General features: G+C 67.7%; 15 protein-coding genes. 8 read left to right on the top strand and 7 right to left on the bottom strand.

Annotated elements, in window-relative coordinates:
- The first annotated feature begins 15 nt into the window (after positions 1-15).
- From BCM27_RS23835 to BCM27_RS23820, 4 genes are all read left to right on the top strand, one after another.
- Positions 16-384 carry a YybH family protein gene (locus BCM27_RS23835; protein ID WP_004020422.1) on the top strand — a complete coding sequence of 123 codons (369 nt, stop codon included), beginning with the start codon at positions 16-18 and terminating at the stop codon, positions 382-384.
- Positions 385-490: 106 nt separating this feature from the next.
- Positions 491-1,891, top strand: a complete 1,401-nt coding sequence (locus tag BCM27_RS23830) for a phosphotransferase family protein (RefSeq protein ID WP_033204256.1) — start codon at positions 491-493, stop codon at positions 1,889-1,891.
- 37 nt (positions 1,892-1,928) lie between these two features.
- The gene (locus tag BCM27_RS23825; RefSeq protein WP_004020420.1) at positions 1,929-3,200 is read left to right on the top strand and encodes an acyl-CoA dehydrogenase family protein; all 1,272 of its coding nucleotides are present in this window, start codon (positions 1,929-1,931) and stop codon (positions 3,198-3,200) included.
- 13 nt (positions 3,201-3,213) lie between these two features.
- Complete coding sequence (locus tag BCM27_RS23820) at positions 3,214-3,690, top strand: hypothetical protein (RefSeq protein ID WP_004020419.1); 477 nt, start codon at positions 3,214-3,216, stop codon at positions 3,688-3,690.
- Positions 3,691-3,704: 14 nt separating this feature from the next.
- Here BCM27_RS23820 and BCM27_RS25830 read toward each other — a convergent pair whose 3' ends face one another.
- The 4 genes from BCM27_RS25830 to BCM27_RS23805 form a co-directional block, all read right to left on the bottom strand.
- On the bottom strand, positions 3,705-3,878 hold the full coding sequence (locus BCM27_RS25830) for a hypothetical protein (protein ID WP_156036616.1): 174 nt from the start codon (positions 3,876-3,878) through the stop codon (positions 3,705-3,707).
- Positions 3,879-3,980: 102 nt separating this feature from the next.
- The gene (locus BCM27_RS23815; RefSeq protein WP_004020418.1) at positions 3,981-4,508 is read right to left on the bottom strand and encodes a DUF1697 domain-containing protein; all 528 of its coding nucleotides are present in this window, start codon (positions 4,506-4,508) and stop codon (positions 3,981-3,983) included.
- Positions 4,505-5,770, bottom strand: a complete 1,266-nt coding sequence (locus BCM27_RS23810) for a DUF4185 domain-containing protein (protein WP_004020417.1) — start codon at positions 5,768-5,770, stop codon at positions 4,505-4,507. Before BCM27_RS23810 ends, BCM27_RS23815 begins: the two co-directional genes overlap by 4 nt.
- 273 nt (positions 5,771-6,043) lie before the next feature.
- On the bottom strand, positions 6,044-6,811 hold the full coding sequence (locus tag BCM27_RS23805) for a methyltransferase domain-containing protein (protein WP_004020416.1): 768 nt from the start codon (positions 6,809-6,811) through the stop codon (positions 6,044-6,046).
- A gap of 59 nt (positions 6,812-6,870) precedes the next feature.
- On the opposite strand from BCM27_RS23805, the gene rnhA reads away from it, so the two are divergent.
- The 3 genes from rnhA to BCM27_RS23790 all read left to right on the top strand — a co-directional run bounded on the left by rnhA (position 6,871) and on the right by BCM27_RS23790 (position 9,140).
- Positions 6,871-7,365: a ribonuclease HI gene (gene rnhA, locus BCM27_RS23800; RefSeq protein ID WP_004020415.1), complete on the top strand. Its 495-nt coding sequence runs from the start codon at positions 6,871-6,873 to the stop codon at positions 7,363-7,365.
- A complete protein-coding gene (locus tag BCM27_RS23795; RefSeq protein ID WP_004020414.1) occupies positions 7,362-8,273 on the top strand; it encodes a D-isomer specific 2-hydroxyacid dehydrogenase family protein in 912 nt (303 codons plus the stop codon). The genes rnhA and BCM27_RS23795 overlap by 4 nt, the downstream gene beginning before the upstream one ends.
- 75 nt (positions 8,274-8,348) lie before the next feature.
- Positions 8,349-9,140: an SDR family oxidoreductase gene (locus tag BCM27_RS23790; RefSeq protein WP_004020413.1), complete on the top strand. Its 792-nt coding sequence runs from the start codon at positions 8,349-8,351 to the stop codon at positions 9,138-9,140.
- Here BCM27_RS23790 and BCM27_RS23785 read toward each other — a convergent pair whose 3' ends face one another.
- On the bottom strand, positions 9,141-9,833 hold the full coding sequence (locus BCM27_RS23785) for a hypothetical protein (RefSeq protein ID WP_004020412.1): 693 nt from the start codon (positions 9,831-9,833) through the stop codon (positions 9,141-9,143).
- Positions 9,834-9,878: 45 nt separating this feature from the next.
- On the opposite strand from BCM27_RS23785, the gene BCM27_RS23780 reads away from it, so the two are divergent.
- Entirely contained in the window at positions 9,879-10,451 is a 573-nt protein-coding gene (locus BCM27_RS23780; protein ID WP_004020411.1) for a YdeI/OmpD-associated family protein, read from the top strand.
- Between the two features lie 289 nt (positions 10,452-10,740).
- On the opposite strand, the gene BCM27_RS23775 is transcribed toward BCM27_RS23780, so the two are convergent.
- Together BCM27_RS23775 and BCM27_RS23770 are read right to left on the bottom strand one after the other, a co-directional pair.
- Complete coding sequence (locus BCM27_RS23775) at positions 10,741-12,660, bottom strand: ABC transporter ATP-binding protein (RefSeq protein WP_004020410.1); 1,920 nt, start codon at positions 12,658-12,660, stop codon at positions 10,741-10,743.
- A complete protein-coding gene (locus tag BCM27_RS23770; protein WP_004020409.1) occupies positions 12,657-14,390 on the bottom strand; it encodes an ABC transporter ATP-binding protein in 1,734 nt (577 codons plus the stop codon). Before BCM27_RS23770 ends, BCM27_RS23775 begins: the two co-directional genes overlap by 4 nt.
- Between the last annotated feature and the right edge of the window lie 10 nt (positions 14,391-14,400).

Raw genomic sequence — 14,400 nt, 5'->3', positions numbered from 1 at the left:
TCGAGAGGAGTCGTCATGACCACACACGAAACCGCACGCACGCCCGAGGACCTGACTCGACTGTTCGTCGAGTTCTCCAATGCCGGGGATGCCGACGCCGTCGCCTCGCTCTACGACGAGGACGCAGTGATGGCCTTCCCGCCCGGCGAGGTCACCCGCGGCCGGACCGCGATCCGCGACCTGTGGGCATCGGTTCTCGCGCACCGGCCGACCTTCGTGCCGGAGCCGCCGTTGCCGACGTTGATGTTCGGGAACGGTCTCGCACTCACATCGACACCGCCCCGCGACGGTGCGGGTGCCCGCGCTCAGGTGGTCGCGCGACGATCCGATGGATCGTGGGTACGCATCATCGACCAGCCTGAGTTCCAGACGCCGGGCCACTGAGTCGCCGTGACGCCAGATTTCTGAGTCCGGATTCAGCTCCCGTGCTAGCTTCGCTGTGGTGGCGGTTACCGCCGCCCAGGGCGACGGCGCGAAGGGACGGATCGGCGTGGGAGTACCGGAAGCGGACGATGTCGCCGCGACGATCGCGTCCCGACTCGCCGACCGACGCGGTACCTCACTCTCGGTCGAATCCGCACGACTGCTGCCGGCGGGTGCGAGCCGGGCGACCTACGCCGCCGGTCTCGTCGAGGGTTCCGGACAGGTGGAGCCGATCATCATCCGCGCGGTTCCCGCCGCCACCGACGACGGCGGGTTGCGAGCCGAGGCGCAGGTCCTGCGTGCAGCCGCCGACGCCGGGGTGCCGGTGCCGGAGATCCTCGACGCCGGCTTCGACGAGGACGGCAATGTCCTGGGATTTCCTTATCTGGCAATGACGTTCATCGATGGTGAGTCCATCCCACGTCGAATACTGCGCAACGACTCCCATGCCGGCGCGCGTGCCCGGTTCGTCGCTCAATGCGGTGAGATCCTCGCGCGCATCCATCGGATCGACGTGCGGCAGACGCCCGGTCTCAGCGAACTCGGCGATCCCATCGCCGGGCTCCGGGAGCTGTTCCCACGCGAGTTCGACGCCATGCCGGCCGGACTGGTACTGGCGACCCAGTGGCTCACCGACAACCCTCCCGAACCCTCACCGCGGCAGTGCCTCGTACACGGTGACTTCCGGTTGGGCAACCTTCTGGTCGAACCCGAAGGTATTGCGGCGGTGCTCGATTGGGAGCTGGTCCACCTCGGCGATCCCGTCGAGGACCTCGGTTGGCTGTGCGCGAAGGCGTGGCGGTTCGGGGGGTCGACACCGGTGGCCGGGATGGGCAGCCGAGACGAGCTGCTCGACGCGTACGCCCGGGAGGCGGGTTGGCGTCCCACCGACCGGGCGCTGCGCTGGTGGGAGCTCTACGCCACCGTGAAGTGGGGACTGATCTGTGCGGTCCAGGCCGCCCGCCACCTCGACGGGGTCGAACGGTCGGTGGAACTGGCCGCCATCGGACGCCGAAGTGCCGAGCAGGAATTCGACGCCCTGCTCGACCTCGGGCTCGTGGCACCGGAGGCGGTGCCCGATCCGCTGACCGAGGCGACGGGTGCACGCGCGAGCGAGGATCTCTACGGATCGCCGAGCTCCGTCGAACTACTCGAAGCGCTCGCCGAGTTCCTTCGATCCGACTCGGTACAGGCCGATCTGTCACCACAGGTGCGTTTTCACACGAGGGTGGCCGGCAATGTCGTCGACGTCGTCCGTCGGCAGGTCCTGCTGGGTGCCGCAGATGCAGCCGCGAGTGCGCAACGCCTGAGTGCTCTCGGCATCGCCGATCAGCAGGCGCTCTGTGCAGCACTTCGTTCCGGAGAGCTCGACGGGACCGACGAGAAGGTCCGCGACGCCGTCGTCGCCGACGTGCGCGCGCGGCTCCTCGTGGCGAACCCCAAGTACTTCGCGGTCCCTCATCCGTGACCGCAGGACATCCGATCCCAACCGAGAGGGGTTCATCGTGGACTTCGCCCTGCCCGAGTCGCTGAGCGACTACCTTGCCGAACTCGACGCCTTCATCGAGGCCGAGATCGTCCCCCTCGAGCAGACCGACGACAACATCCGATTCTTCGACCACCGGCGTGAGGACTCCCGAACCGACTGGGAGCGAGGCGGCCTGCCGAACAAGGAGTGGGAAGCGCTCCTCGGCGAGGCGCGGCGTCGCGCGGATGCGGCAGGCCATTTCCGCTACCCGTTCCCGTCCGAATTCGGTGGCCGGGACGGATCGAACCTGGCGATGGCGATCATCCGTGAGCACCTGGCGTCGAAAGGGCTGGGCCTGCATTGCGATCTGCAGAACGAGCACGCCATCGTCGGCAACAACATCGGTCTGCTCCTCATGCTCGAGTACGGCACCCCGGAGCAGCAGGCGGAATGGGTCGAGGGACTGGCCGCGGGCACGAAGTTCTTCGCCTTCGGCATCACCGAACCCGACCACGGGTCCGATGCCACCTACATGGAGACGACCGCCGTCCGCGACGGCGATGACTGGATCATCAACGGCGAGAAGACGTGGAACACCGGCATCCATGCCGCACACCGCGACATCGTGTTCGCCCGCACCAGCGGTCAACCGGGAGACGCTCGCGGGATCACCGCCTTCCTCGTCGACCCGCAGGACCCCGGGTTCGCCGTCGAGGAGTACCTGTGGACGTTCAACATGCCGACCGACCATGCGCACATCTCGCTGCGGGATGTCCGGGTGCCGAATTCCGCGGTGTTCGGGGCGGAGGGAGCCGGTCTGCAGGTCGTGCAGCACTTCTTCAACGAGAACCGCATCCGTCAGGCGGCGTCGAGTCTCGGGGCGGCCCAATACTGCGTCGATCGCGCCGTGGCGTACGCCAACGAACGCGCGCCCTTCGGCAAGAAACTGTCGACGAATCAGGCGATCCAGTTCCCGCTCGTCGACCTGCACACCCGGTGCGCGATGATCCGGGCCCTGATCCGCGAAACCGCCTGGAAGATGGACACCTACGGACCGTTCGCCGCGTCTGCGGAGGTCTCGATGTGCAACTACCAGGCGAACCGGCTGTGCTGCGATGCCGCCGATCAGGCGATGCAGGTGTTCGGCGGACGCGGCTACTCGCGGCACGAGCCGTTCGAGCACATCTACCGGCATCATCGTCGCTACCGGATCACCGAGGGCGCCGATGAGATCCAGATGCGACGCGTCGCCGGATACCTGTTCGGTTTCATGTCGGGAAAGGCACCCAAGGGAGTGCAGTCGTCCTGAGTAGGCTGACCACATGATCGCGGTCATCATCATCGTGGCCACCGTGGTGGTCGCACTGTTCATCCTCGGCGGCGCCGCCTGGTTCGCCTACGACTCGGACAAACGCGTACGCACCTTCGCGCGGTCCACCGACCTGATTCCCGGCCGACCGGGACGGGCACCCGAGAGCTGGGCCACCGACAACACGCGAGAAGCGCTGTTGCACCGTCGAATTCGATACGCCATCGCCGACGTCCATGCGAACCCGGCGATCCCGCACGACGACGAACTCGTCGCGGCACGCAATCGCCTCGACGACGCGGTCTTCGAACTCGACGATCGGCTGATCGCGTCGGCGGACCTCGGCGAAGACGAATCGACCGAGGCGCTCGATCACGCCGAGTCGGCCATCAAGGACCTCGAGAAGCTACCCAAGAAACTGTGGGAGGCGCCTCGCGAGGAACAACTCGCCGACATCGACCGTGTCGCGCGCGTGTTGGCGCGGGGCTGACCGCTCGGAGCAGTTCAGATCACCGTCGGGCGGGGCGGTGGGTCCGGCTGCGGTGGTGCGGGCTGTGGGTCGGGAGCCGGCGGCGGGGTCGGCACGGGGATCGGCGGTTCCGGCGGCGGCTCGGGGATGGGCTCGGGTGCGGGAACGGGCTCCGGCGGTGGCGGGGGCGGCGGGACCGGTTGACTCATGTCCGGACTCCTCTCGACGCGAACGTCTGGTTCGTCGGCTTTGTCTCGTGATGCCTCCACCGACGCTACGCCCGTGGCGAGACACCGGCCACCGAGCCGCGCTCAGGAGTCGGCCAATTCCAGCAGCTTCCGGACGGTCCGCAGATTGCGTCCCGTGCCCTGCACACCCAGACCGCGCGCGATCACCGGTGCGGTCAGCGTCGAACGCCCCGCCCCGTCGGCATAGCGGATGTGCAGATCGGATCCGATGACCCGGACGACGTCCTGGCCGAAGTCCTTGCGCTCGAACGCGGCCACCTTGTCGGGCGCCGGTCGGCCGGTCAGGAAGTAGACATAGGAATACTTGTCGTCGGCGATCTCGAACGGATGCGCGTCGAGCGCGGCGCGGACCTGCCCGGGCGTGCGGCTGATGACCTCTCGGAACCATCCGTAGCGACCCTGCATCGCGGTTTCGAGAGCGCGGTCGAACTGCTCGGGTGCGGCCGGTGGTGTGCAGAGCAGGTTGCCCGACGCGATGTACGTCGAGACGTCTTCGGCACCGAGGTCGGTTGCGATCTGCCGCAATTCGGCCATCGGGAGTTTCGCCCCGCCGACATTGACCGCGCGGATCAACACGATGCGGCGGCTCACAGACGGACCTTCGACAGGTCGGTCCGAACCAGCATCACGTTGTAGTCGTCCCACCGCGAGACGACGAAATACAGGTTCTTGCCCGACGATCGAGGGTGGATGTAGGGGGTGTACAGACCGCTGGACTGCTTGGGGGTGATGAGCACTCGCTCTCCGCTCCACGGGCCCACCGGCGACGGCGACGTGCGCAGCATGATCGTCCCTGCACGCTCGGTCAGCATCACGAACCGGCCGAGGAAGGCGTTGTAGGCCACGGAGATCTCGCTGACCGGGCCGGCGACGACCGGCGCGGCGTCGGCCGGATTCGGCGACCACGCGGTGCCGCCGCGGAAGTACTGGTACCGATTGAGGTTCAGTATGTCGGCCGGACGGAAGCGGGCCACGTGGGCTGAACCGGAACGTCCGTTGGGCGTTCCGTATTGGTAGATGTACTCCCCGCTCCGCAGGAAGGCGCCCATCTGGAACCGATCATGGCCCCTCGTCACCTGGGGAACGCCCGGGATCGTCAGGTCGGTGTTCCAACGCAGCGTGTTGTTGTCGACCGTCCAGGTCTGACCGTTGTTGTGCGACACAGCGATTCCCGAGTAGTTCGTGCTCCACCGGCCGGGACCCAGCCACCGGTGGATCGACATGAAGCCGACGAACTGCGTGCCGTTGATCGAGATACCGCCGGTGGGGATCCGACCGACTTCGATGTTGCGCACCCCGACGGCGTTGAACATGGGTTGCGCCCACGTCGGATGCGCCGGCGTCACCGACGCGCCCGAACGGACCGACCCGGGCACGGCGTTCGGGAATCGGATGCCCTTGGCCAGGTCCGAGTTCGCGTCACTGCGCAGCATCGTGTTGTGTTTCCAGGCCATCTGTCCCGCGCACCTGCCCCACGTGTCACCGAAGGCCATCAGGATCTGACCGGATCCGTTGTCCCACGGCACACCGACGTCGGTGGCGGTGATGCCGAAACGGGTGTCGGTGCGTGCGGGACTTCGCGGGCCGGTCACCCAGGAGACGGCCTTGGTGGCGCCGGTCAATGTCGGGAGCGGACCCTGAGGCTTCTTGCCGTCCGCCCGGTAGCTGCCGAAGTCGAGACTGCCCCACCCGAGCTCACTGGACCCGGAACTGCCGGTGCTGCCGACATCGCCCCCGGTGATGCCGGTGGCGTTGCAGACCGCGGCTCTCGCCGGAACAGACACGGTGGTCAACAGGCCGCCCGCGAGGGCGACAGCGGCAACGGTCGCGATGATGCGGCGGGCCGGACGCATGGACGTACCCCCAGAAGAAACGACAAGTGCTGTCAGTGTTGCAGAAGTGGCGGCCCGGAGCGGCGTCGATGCCGAACCGACGCCGGTGCGTGACCCGGGAGGAGCGAGCCTGCGAGCCCTCCTTCTGCTCCCTGAGGAGCGAGCTTGCGAGCGTCACGAAGGGTCTCGCAACCTCTGTCGCCGGACCCTTCGTGACGCACCCTCCGCAAGCTCCGGGCGCTCCTCAGGGAGCAGTGGGGAGTGCTTGTCCCGGATCGGGTCGACGGGGGCGGATCAGCGGCGAGTGGCCACGGCGAACGTTCGGCGGAACGGCAGGACCGTGCCCCACTCGCGGCGCGGGTAGGCCTCGGCGAAACGTTTCTTGAGGTCGGTGACGAACTGCTTCCGGAGGTCGCCGGTAAGTGCCTGGAGGTACGGACGCGCACCGGTTCCCGACATCCAGTCGAACACCGGGTCCTGGCCGTCGAGCACGTGAAAGTAGGTCGTCTCCCACGCGTTGACGAGGTAATCGCGCTCGGCGAAGAAGTCGAGATACATCTCGGCGTCGAGCCGGGGGAGCGCCCGGAGGTCGCCGAAGGCCCCGACGTAGGGCTCGGTCGAGGCGAGCTCGGCGAGCGCCGCGTGGGTCGGCGAGTCGGTGTTGTTCGGCACCTGCAGGGCGAAGGCGCCGCCATCGGTCAGGTGACCGAGCAGACCGTCGATGACGTCGAGGTGGTCGGGCACCCACTGGAACATCGCGTTGGAGAGCATCAGGTCGACCGGCCGGTGGGGCGTCCACTGCGAGACGTCGACGGCGTCGTAGTTGGCGTGCGGGTCGGTGTTGTCCCGGATGGCCCGGTCGACCATCTCCGCCGAGTCGTCGATGCCCAGGATCTCGGCCGCGGGCCAGAGCGCACGCAGGTGCTTGGTCAGGTGGCCCGGTCCGCACCCCAGGTCGACCACCGACAGCGGGTTGGTCGGGATCTGCGCGATGAGGTCGAGAAACGGCCGCGCGCGATCGTCGGCGAATTGCAGATAGCGTGTCGGGTCCCACACAGCCATGAGTCCACCCTAGCGGTGAGTCTGCTGCCGGGCATCGCAGCTGCCGTAGGCTTCCGTGCGTGACAGATTCCGCGAACCCGACAACCGACGACTCCTCCGCAGACCCGGAAGCGGGCTCGGCCGTCGTCGAGATCTCGACCGACGGTGCCTGCCTGGGGAACCCGGGCCCGGGCGGATGGGGCGCGGTGCTCCGATACAAGGGCACCGAGAAGCGGATCTCCGGGTCGGAACCCGACACGACGAACAACAAGATGGAACTCACCGCCGCCATCGAGGGTCTCGCGGCGCTGACCAGGCCGTCGACCGTCATCATTTACACCGACTCGACCTACGTCCGCAACGGGATCATGAAGTGGGTCAACGGCTGGCAGGCCAACGGATGGAAGACGAAGGATCGCAAGCCGGTCAAGAACGCGGATCTGTGGCGTCGTCTGGTCGAGGAGGAGAAACGGCATCAGGTGGAGTGGCGCTGGGTGAAGGGGCACGCCGGCGACCACTTCAACGAGATCGCCGACGAACTGGCGACCACCGCGGCCCGATCGGTCTCCCGATGACCCCGGTGGCCGTCGCCCTCGAACCCGTCCGCGACGAGCACCTGGTCGCGGCGATCGAGGGCGCGGGCGGACAGATCGTCGGCCTCGACGACGCCCGGGTGCTGGTGTGGATCGGGCCGCCCGCGGACTTCCCGCAACTGCCCGACACCGTCGAATGGGTGGCCCTCAAGACCGCGGGCATCGAGGATTTCGTGGCCGCCGACATCCTCGACGACCGCCGGCTCTGGACCAACGCGTCGGGCTTCTATGCCGAGAACGTCGCCGAGCACGCGCTGGCGCTGCTCCTCGCAGGACTCCGGCAGATCAACACCGCCGTCCTCCGGCACTGGGACAAGGAACGGATCGACACCGCGGTCCGGTCGCTGCACGGCGCCACCGTCGCCATCGTCGGTGCCGGCGGGATCGGTGCCTCCCTCGCCCCACGTCTCCGGGCGTGCGGTGCCCGCGTCGTCGCGGTGAACCGATCGGGCCGCGATGTGCCCGGTGCGCACGAGATCCGACGGTCCGACGAGTTGGACGAGCTGTGGGGAACCATCGACCACGTGGTGCTGGCGGCGCCGGCGACGCCCGAGACCCGGCACATGATCAACGCCGAGAGCCTCGCGGCGCTGCCCGACCATGCGTGGGTGGTCAACATCGCGCGCGGCCCGCTCGTCGACGAGGAAGCTCTGTACCGGGCGCTGGCCGACGGCCAGATCGCGGGCGCGGCCCTCGACGTGACCGATCCGGAACCGCCCGCCGACGACCATCCGCTCTGGTCCCTGCCGAACGTGATCATCACCCCGCATGTCGCCAACCCGGCGTCGGGACTGACGCGCGAGCTCGCACCGTGGGTCGCCGAGAACCTCCGCAGGTTCGCCGCGGGCGAGGAACTGCTCTCCGTGGTGTCCGCCGGCCGCGACTACTGAGATAACTACCTGCTGTTTCCGGCCGATTTCTAGAACACGTTCTCGTTTTCGGTTCCGGCGTGGCATGGTCGACGGGTGATTCTCGACAGATTCCGGATAGACGACCAGGTGGCCATCGTGACCGGCGCGAGCCGGGGGCTCGGGGCGGCGATCGCGGTCGCCTTCGCCGAGGCCGGCGGCGACGTGGTGATCGCGGCCCGCAGTGAGTCCGACCTCGAGCAGGTCGCCGAACGGGTCCGCGCGGCGGGCCGACGCGCGCGCACCGTCGCCGTGGACCTCGGCGACCCCGATGCGGCGGCGGCGCTCGCGCAGACCGCGGTCGACGAGTTCGGGCGGCTCGACACCGTGGTGAACAACGTCGGCGGGGCGATGCCCCGGCCTCTGTTCGACACCAGCCCCAAGCACCTGCGAGATGCCTTCGACTTCAATGTCGGTAACGCGCACGCATTGGTCGTCGCCGGTTCCAAGCAGATCCTCGCGACCAGCGGCCGGGGTTCGATCATCAACATCACGTCGGCGGTGGGCCGCCTGCCCGGACGTGCCTACGCCGCCTACGGCACCGCGAAAGCTGCTCTCGCGCATTACACGCGCATCGCGGCGATGGATCTGAATCCGAAGATCCGGGTCAACGGCATCGCACCGGGCGCCATCCTGACATCGGCGCTGGAGATCGTCGCGGGCGACGACGGAATGCGTACCGCAGTCGAGACATCGACTCCGCTGCACCGACTCGGCGATCCGGAGGACATCGCCGCGGCCGCCCTCTACCTGGCGTCCCCGGCCGGCGCGTACGTCACCGGCAAGATCCTCGAGGTCGACGGCGGGATCATCTCGCCGAACCTGGACCTGCCGATCCCGGACCTCTGATCACTCCGAGCCCCGCTCGAGGGCGCCGGCGATCTGCCGTTCGAGCTGCGCCGCGGCCACCTGCGGAACGTCGATGATGCCCTCGAGCTCGGCCCGGGCCTTCTTGTAGGCCGCCTGCCGCTCTGCGGGTGTGGCCGCGGAGTCGGCGGCCACGCCGATCAGCTTGCGCGCCCGGTCCAGGGCTTCGCGTTCGACCGGTGAGAAGTCGGTTTGCCTGCGCCGCCGGGACTCTCGTTCGGCTGCGTCGAATGCCGCGGCGTATTCGCCCACGGCGTCGCGGTACTCGGCGAAGTCTGCCGGGGACATCGAATCGGGCAGCGGCGCCTGGGCGCCCGGCTCGGGTCGCAGATCGTCGGCGCGGACCCGGGCGCGGTGGAACGCGAGGGTCAGCGGTTCACGCATGTCGGTCATCATCGGGTACTCGATGAGCGTCGCGAGATCGAGCTCGTAACCGAACCACTTCTCGTTCAGCGAGTCGTGCTGGCGGAGGGTCCGGCGCAGCTGGTCGGCTGACGTCGTCGTGAGTTTGAGCTGTTCGGTCTGCGCGTTCGCCTTGATCCGGGCGAGCTCGATCTTGTCCTTGCGCCGCTTCTCGTTGTACTTGCCGATCGACCCCGCCCACCCGCCGACGACAGCGCCGATGGGGAAGATCAGCCACCAGTTGTCCGTCGCGAAGCTGACGATCTCGTTCACGGCTCAACTGTACCGAGACGAGGCCCGGCTGATTAGGGTGAACGCATGGCCGACCCCGATGCGCCGAAGCTCGCCGTGGACACGATCGAGGCATGGCGAGAGTGGTTGCAGGACAACCACGACTCATCCGGCGGCGTGTGGCTGGTGTTCTGGCGCAAGGGATCGGGCCGGGAACCGATCGACTACGACGAGTGCGTTCGCGAGGCGCTGTGCTGGGGCTGGATCGACGGCCACACCCGCGTCATCGACGACCGCCGCCGCGGCATGTGGTTCACCCGGCGCGGACGCAACAGCGGATGGTCGGCGTCGAACAAGGCACGTGTCGCCGACCTCGCGGCCGCCGGTCGGATTCAGCCCGCGGGGCAAGCCGTGATCGAGGACGCCCAGGCCCGCGGCCTCTGGACGATGTTCGACGACGCCGAAGCGCTGATCGAGTCCCCGGAGCTCGCGGCTGCACTCGACGCCAACCCGGTTGCGCGCGCCAACTGGGACGCCTTCCCGCCGAGCGTGCGGAAGTTCGGGCTGTCGCAGCTGGCTCTCGCGAAACGACCCGAGACCAAGACGAAACGCATCGCCACCATCGTCGAGCGGGCGGGACGTAACGAACGCCCTTCGTGACGCGCCCTCCGCAAGCTCCGGGCGCTCCTCAGGGAGCGGGGGTTGATCGCGCCCTCCGCAAGCTCCGGCCGCTATTTCTGCTCCCTGAGGTGCGAGCGAAGCGAGCCACGAAGGGGCTGGCAAGGTGTCTCACCAGGCCCTTCGTGGCTCGTCGCTTACGCTCCTCGCACCTCAGGGAGCAGGGGTTTTGCGGGTTCTTTCGGGAGCGGTGGTGGGACGCGCTTCTTGTGCTCCCTGAGGAGCGAGCTTGCGAGCGTCACGAAGGGTCCTGGTGAGATGGGGTCGTCGCTCAGCTGGCCTCGATCGCGCCGGTGAACTGGCTCTCGTAGAGCCGGCAGTACGCGCCGCGGGCGGCGAGCAGTTCGTCGTGGCTGCCCTGCTCGACGATGTGCCCGTCCTCCATGACGACGATGACGTCGGCGTCGCGCACCGTCGACAACCGGTGGGCGATGACGAAACTCGTGCGGTCCGACCGCAGGTTCGCCATCGCCTTCTGGATGAGCAGCTCGGTGCGGGTGTCGACCGAGCTCGTCGCCTCGTCGAGGATCAGGATCGTGGGGCGGGCGAGGAACGCCCGTGCGATCGTGATGAGCTGCCGCTCACCGGCGCTCACCCCGCCACCCTCGTCGTCGAGAACCGTGTCGTAACCATCGGGGAGGGTCCGCACGAAGTGGTGCACGTGACTCATCCGGGCCGCGTCCATCACTTCGTCGCGAGAGGCGGTGGGGTCGCCGTAGGCGATGTTGTCGTAGATGGTGCCGCCGAAAAGCCACGAGTCCTGCAGCACCATGCCGGTGCGTTCGCGCAGGTCGTCCCGTGTCATCTCGGTCGAGTCGACACCATCGACCCGGATGACCCCGGAGTCGACGTCGTAGAACCGCATGATCAGGTTGACCAGGGTGGTCTTGCCCGCACCGGTCGGACCGACGATCGCGACCATGTGGCCCGGCCGGGCCACCAGGCTGAGGTTCTCGATGAGTGGCTTGTCCTCGACGTACCGGAAGGAGACGTCGTCGAACTCGATGAGCCCCTTGTCGTCGGCGGGCGTCTTCGGCTTCGCGGCGTCGGGCGATTGCTCGTCGGCATCGAGGATGTCGAAGATCCGCTCGGCAGAGGCGACACCGCTCTGCATGAGGTTGATCATCGAACCGATCTGCGTCAGCGGTTGGGTGAACTGGCGCGAGTACTGGATGAACGCCTGCACCTCACCGAGACTCAGGGAACCCGACGCCACGCGTAGTCCACCGACGACCGCGACCGCGACGTAGTTCAGGTTTCCCAGGAACATGATCGTCGGCATGATGACGCCGGAGATGAACTGCGCACGCCAACTCGACTCGTACAGCTTCTGGTTGCGTTCGTCGAAGGTCGCCTCGATCTCGCGCTGCCGGCCGAAGGCGGTGACCAGCTCGTGACCGGTGAAGGCCTCCTCGACCTGAGCGTTGAGAGCACCGGTCGAGGACCACTGCGCCGAGAAATGCGGTTTCGACCGTTTGGCGATGATCCCGGTCGCGATGATCGCCAACGGCACCGTGGCCACCGCGATGAGCGCCAGCAGCGGCGAGATCCAGATCATCATGACCAGCAGCGCGATCACCGTCAGGACCGAGTTCGCGAACTGGGAGATGGTCTGCTGCATGCTCTGCGACAGGTTGTCGAGATCGTTGGTGACCCGGCTCAACAGCTCGCCGCGCGGCATCGTGTCGTAATAGCGCAGCGGTAGGCGATGCACCTTGGCCTCGACGTCGTCGCGGAGTCGGCGGATGGTGCCGACGACGACGATGTTCAGCAGATAGGCGGCCAGCCACGCGAGCAGTGACGAGACGACGTAGAGCGCCAGGGTGATGAGCAGCACGCGCCCGACAGCGCCGAAATCCACTCCGACGCCGGGTGTCACGTTCATGGACGACACCATGTCGGCGAAGGTGTCGTCGCCGCTCTCCCGGAGACCGGCGACGGCTTGTTCCTTGGTGAGACCGTCGGGCAGGGTGCGGCCGATGACGCCGTCGAAGACGAGGTCGGTGGCATACCCCAGCACGCGGGGCGCGATCGCGATGAGCACGACCGAACCCACCAGCGACACGAGCGTGATCGTCATCAACAGGCGATAGGAGGCCAGTTGTGCGACAACGCGTTTGATCGAGGGCCAGAACGACCGGGGTTTGGATTCGGGTCCGGCCGCCATCGGCGGACCACCGGGCCGGGTCATGCGCGCTCCTCCATCGCCATCTGCGATTCGACGATCTCGGCATAGGTCGGGCACGACTGACGCAGTTCGTCGTGTGTGCCGAGACCGACGATCCGGCCGCGGTCGAGGACGACGATCTGTTCGGCGTCGACGATGGTCGAGATGCGTTGGGCCACCACGATCACCGCCGCGTCGCGGGTGGCGGGACGCAAGGCGGCGCGCAGGCGCGCATCCGTGGTGAGGTCGAGGGCGGAGAACGAGTCGTCGAAGAGATAGATGGCCGGCCGCCGGATGAGGGCCCGCGCGATGGCCAGGCGCTGGCGCTGCCCGCCGGAGACGGTCGTGCCGCCCTGGGACACCTTGGTGTCGAGACCGTCGGGCATCGCCGACACGAAATCCTCGGCCTGCGCGATGCGCAGCGCCTCCCAGATCTCGTCGTCGGTGGCGTCGGCCTTGCCGTGCAGCAGGTTCGAGCGGACGGTTCCGGAGAACAGGTACGGCCGCTGGGGGACCAGCCCGACGACCGATCGCAGTTCGTCGGGGTCGAGCCGCTTCACGTCGGTGCCGCCGACCCGGACCGCGCCGGCCGTGGTGTCGATGAGTCGCGGGACCAGCCCGATGAGCGTCGTCTTGCCCGAGCCGGTCGACCCGACGATCGCGGTCGTCGTGCCCGGCTCGACGCGAAAATCGATGTCGCTCAACACCGGGTCGTCGGCGCCCGGGTACCGGAACTCGGCGGCGTCGAACTCCACGGTGCCGGGATGGGTGGCGAAGCCGATCGGCTCACTCGGCGGATGGACCGAGGTGTCGGTGGCCAGGACCTCGGAGATGCGCTCGGCGCAGACCGCGGCGCGCGGCGCCATCATCGCCAGGAACGACGCCATCATCACCGACATCAGGATCTGCATGACGTAGCTCATCACCGCGGTGAGCGCGCCGATCTCGAGCGAGCCGTCGGAGACCGCGTGACCGCCGAACCAGATGACGGCGACGATGGTGACGTTGGTGATCACCATGACAACCGGGAACATCAGGGCCATCAGCCGGCCGACGTGCAGGGTCGCGTCGGCGAGATCGTCGTTGGCAACCGCGAACCGCTTGCGTTCGTAGTCCTCCCGCACGAACGCCCGCACGACCCGGATGCCGGTGATCTGCTCGCGCAGAACGCGGTTGACGTTGTCGATGCGTTCCTGCATGGCCCGGAAACCGGGGATCATCTTCGCGATGATGGCCCCCATCGAGACTCCGAGGACAGGCACTGCGATGGCGATGACCCACGACAGTGCGGGTGCCTCGCGGACACCCATGATGATGCCGCCGATGCACATGATCGGGGCCATCACGAGGATGGCGCTGCTCATGACGATGAGCATCTGCACCTGCTGGACATCGTTGGTGGTGCGGGTGATCAGCGACGGCGCGCCGAAGGTGCCGACCTCGCGCGCGGAGAAGGAGTTCACCCGGTGCAGCAGATCGCCGCGGATGTCGCGTCCGACCCCCAGCGCGGCGCGGGAGCCGAAGAACTGGGCGGTGACCGTGACGATGATCTGCGCGACGCTCACCAGCAGCATCCATCCGCCGATCCGCAGGATGTAGCCGGTGTCCCCGCGGGTGACGCCGTTGTCGATGATGTCGGCGTTCAGGCTCGGCAGGTACAGCATCGCGGTGGTGGCGAGCAGCTGCAGGACGATGACGAGCACGACGTTGACGCGGTACCGCACGAGGTACGTGCGGATGAGCCGGGTCAGCATCTGACCGCCG

The organism is Gordonia terrae, assembly GCF_001698225.1.
GTDB lineage: Bacteria > Actinomycetota > Actinomycetes > Mycobacteriales > Mycobacteriaceae > Gordonia > Gordonia terrae.
This window is presented reverse-complemented; position numbering and strand designations above follow the sequence as displayed.

Coding starts and splice junctions, on each gene's coding strand:
- BCM27_RS23820 (WP_004020419.1), top strand. CDS start 3,214: ATGATCGCGGTCATCATCATCGTGGCCACCGTGGTGGTCGCACTGTTC.
- BCM27_RS23775 (WP_004020410.1), bottom strand. CDS start 12,660: ATGACCCGGCCCGGTGGTCCGCCGATGGCGGCCGGACCCGAATCCAAA.
- BCM27_RS23810 (WP_004020417.1), bottom strand. CDS start 5,770: ATGCGTCCGGCCCGCCGCATCATCGCGACCGTTGCCGCTGTCGCCCTC.
- BCM27_RS23795 (WP_004020414.1), top strand. CDS start 7,362: ATGACCCCGGTGGCCGTCGCCCTCGAACCCGTCCGCGACGAGCACCTG.
- BCM27_RS23835 (WP_004020422.1), top strand. CDS start 16: ATGACCACACACGAAACCGCACGCACGCCCGAGGACCTGACTCGACTG.
- BCM27_RS25830 (WP_156036616.1), bottom strand. CDS start 3,878: ATGAGTCAACCGGTCCCGCCGCCCCCGCCACCGCCGGAGCCCGTTCCC.
- BCM27_RS23805 (WP_004020416.1), bottom strand. CDS start 6,811: ATGGCTGTGTGGGACCCGACACGCTATCTGCAATTCGCCGACGATCGC.
- BCM27_RS23770 (WP_004020409.1), bottom strand. CDS start 14,390: ATGCTGACCCGGCTCATCCGCACGTACCTCGTGCGGTACCGCGTCAAC.
- BCM27_RS23780 (WP_004020411.1), top strand. CDS start 9,879: ATGGCCGACCCCGATGCGCCGAAGCTCGCCGTGGACACGATCGAGGCA.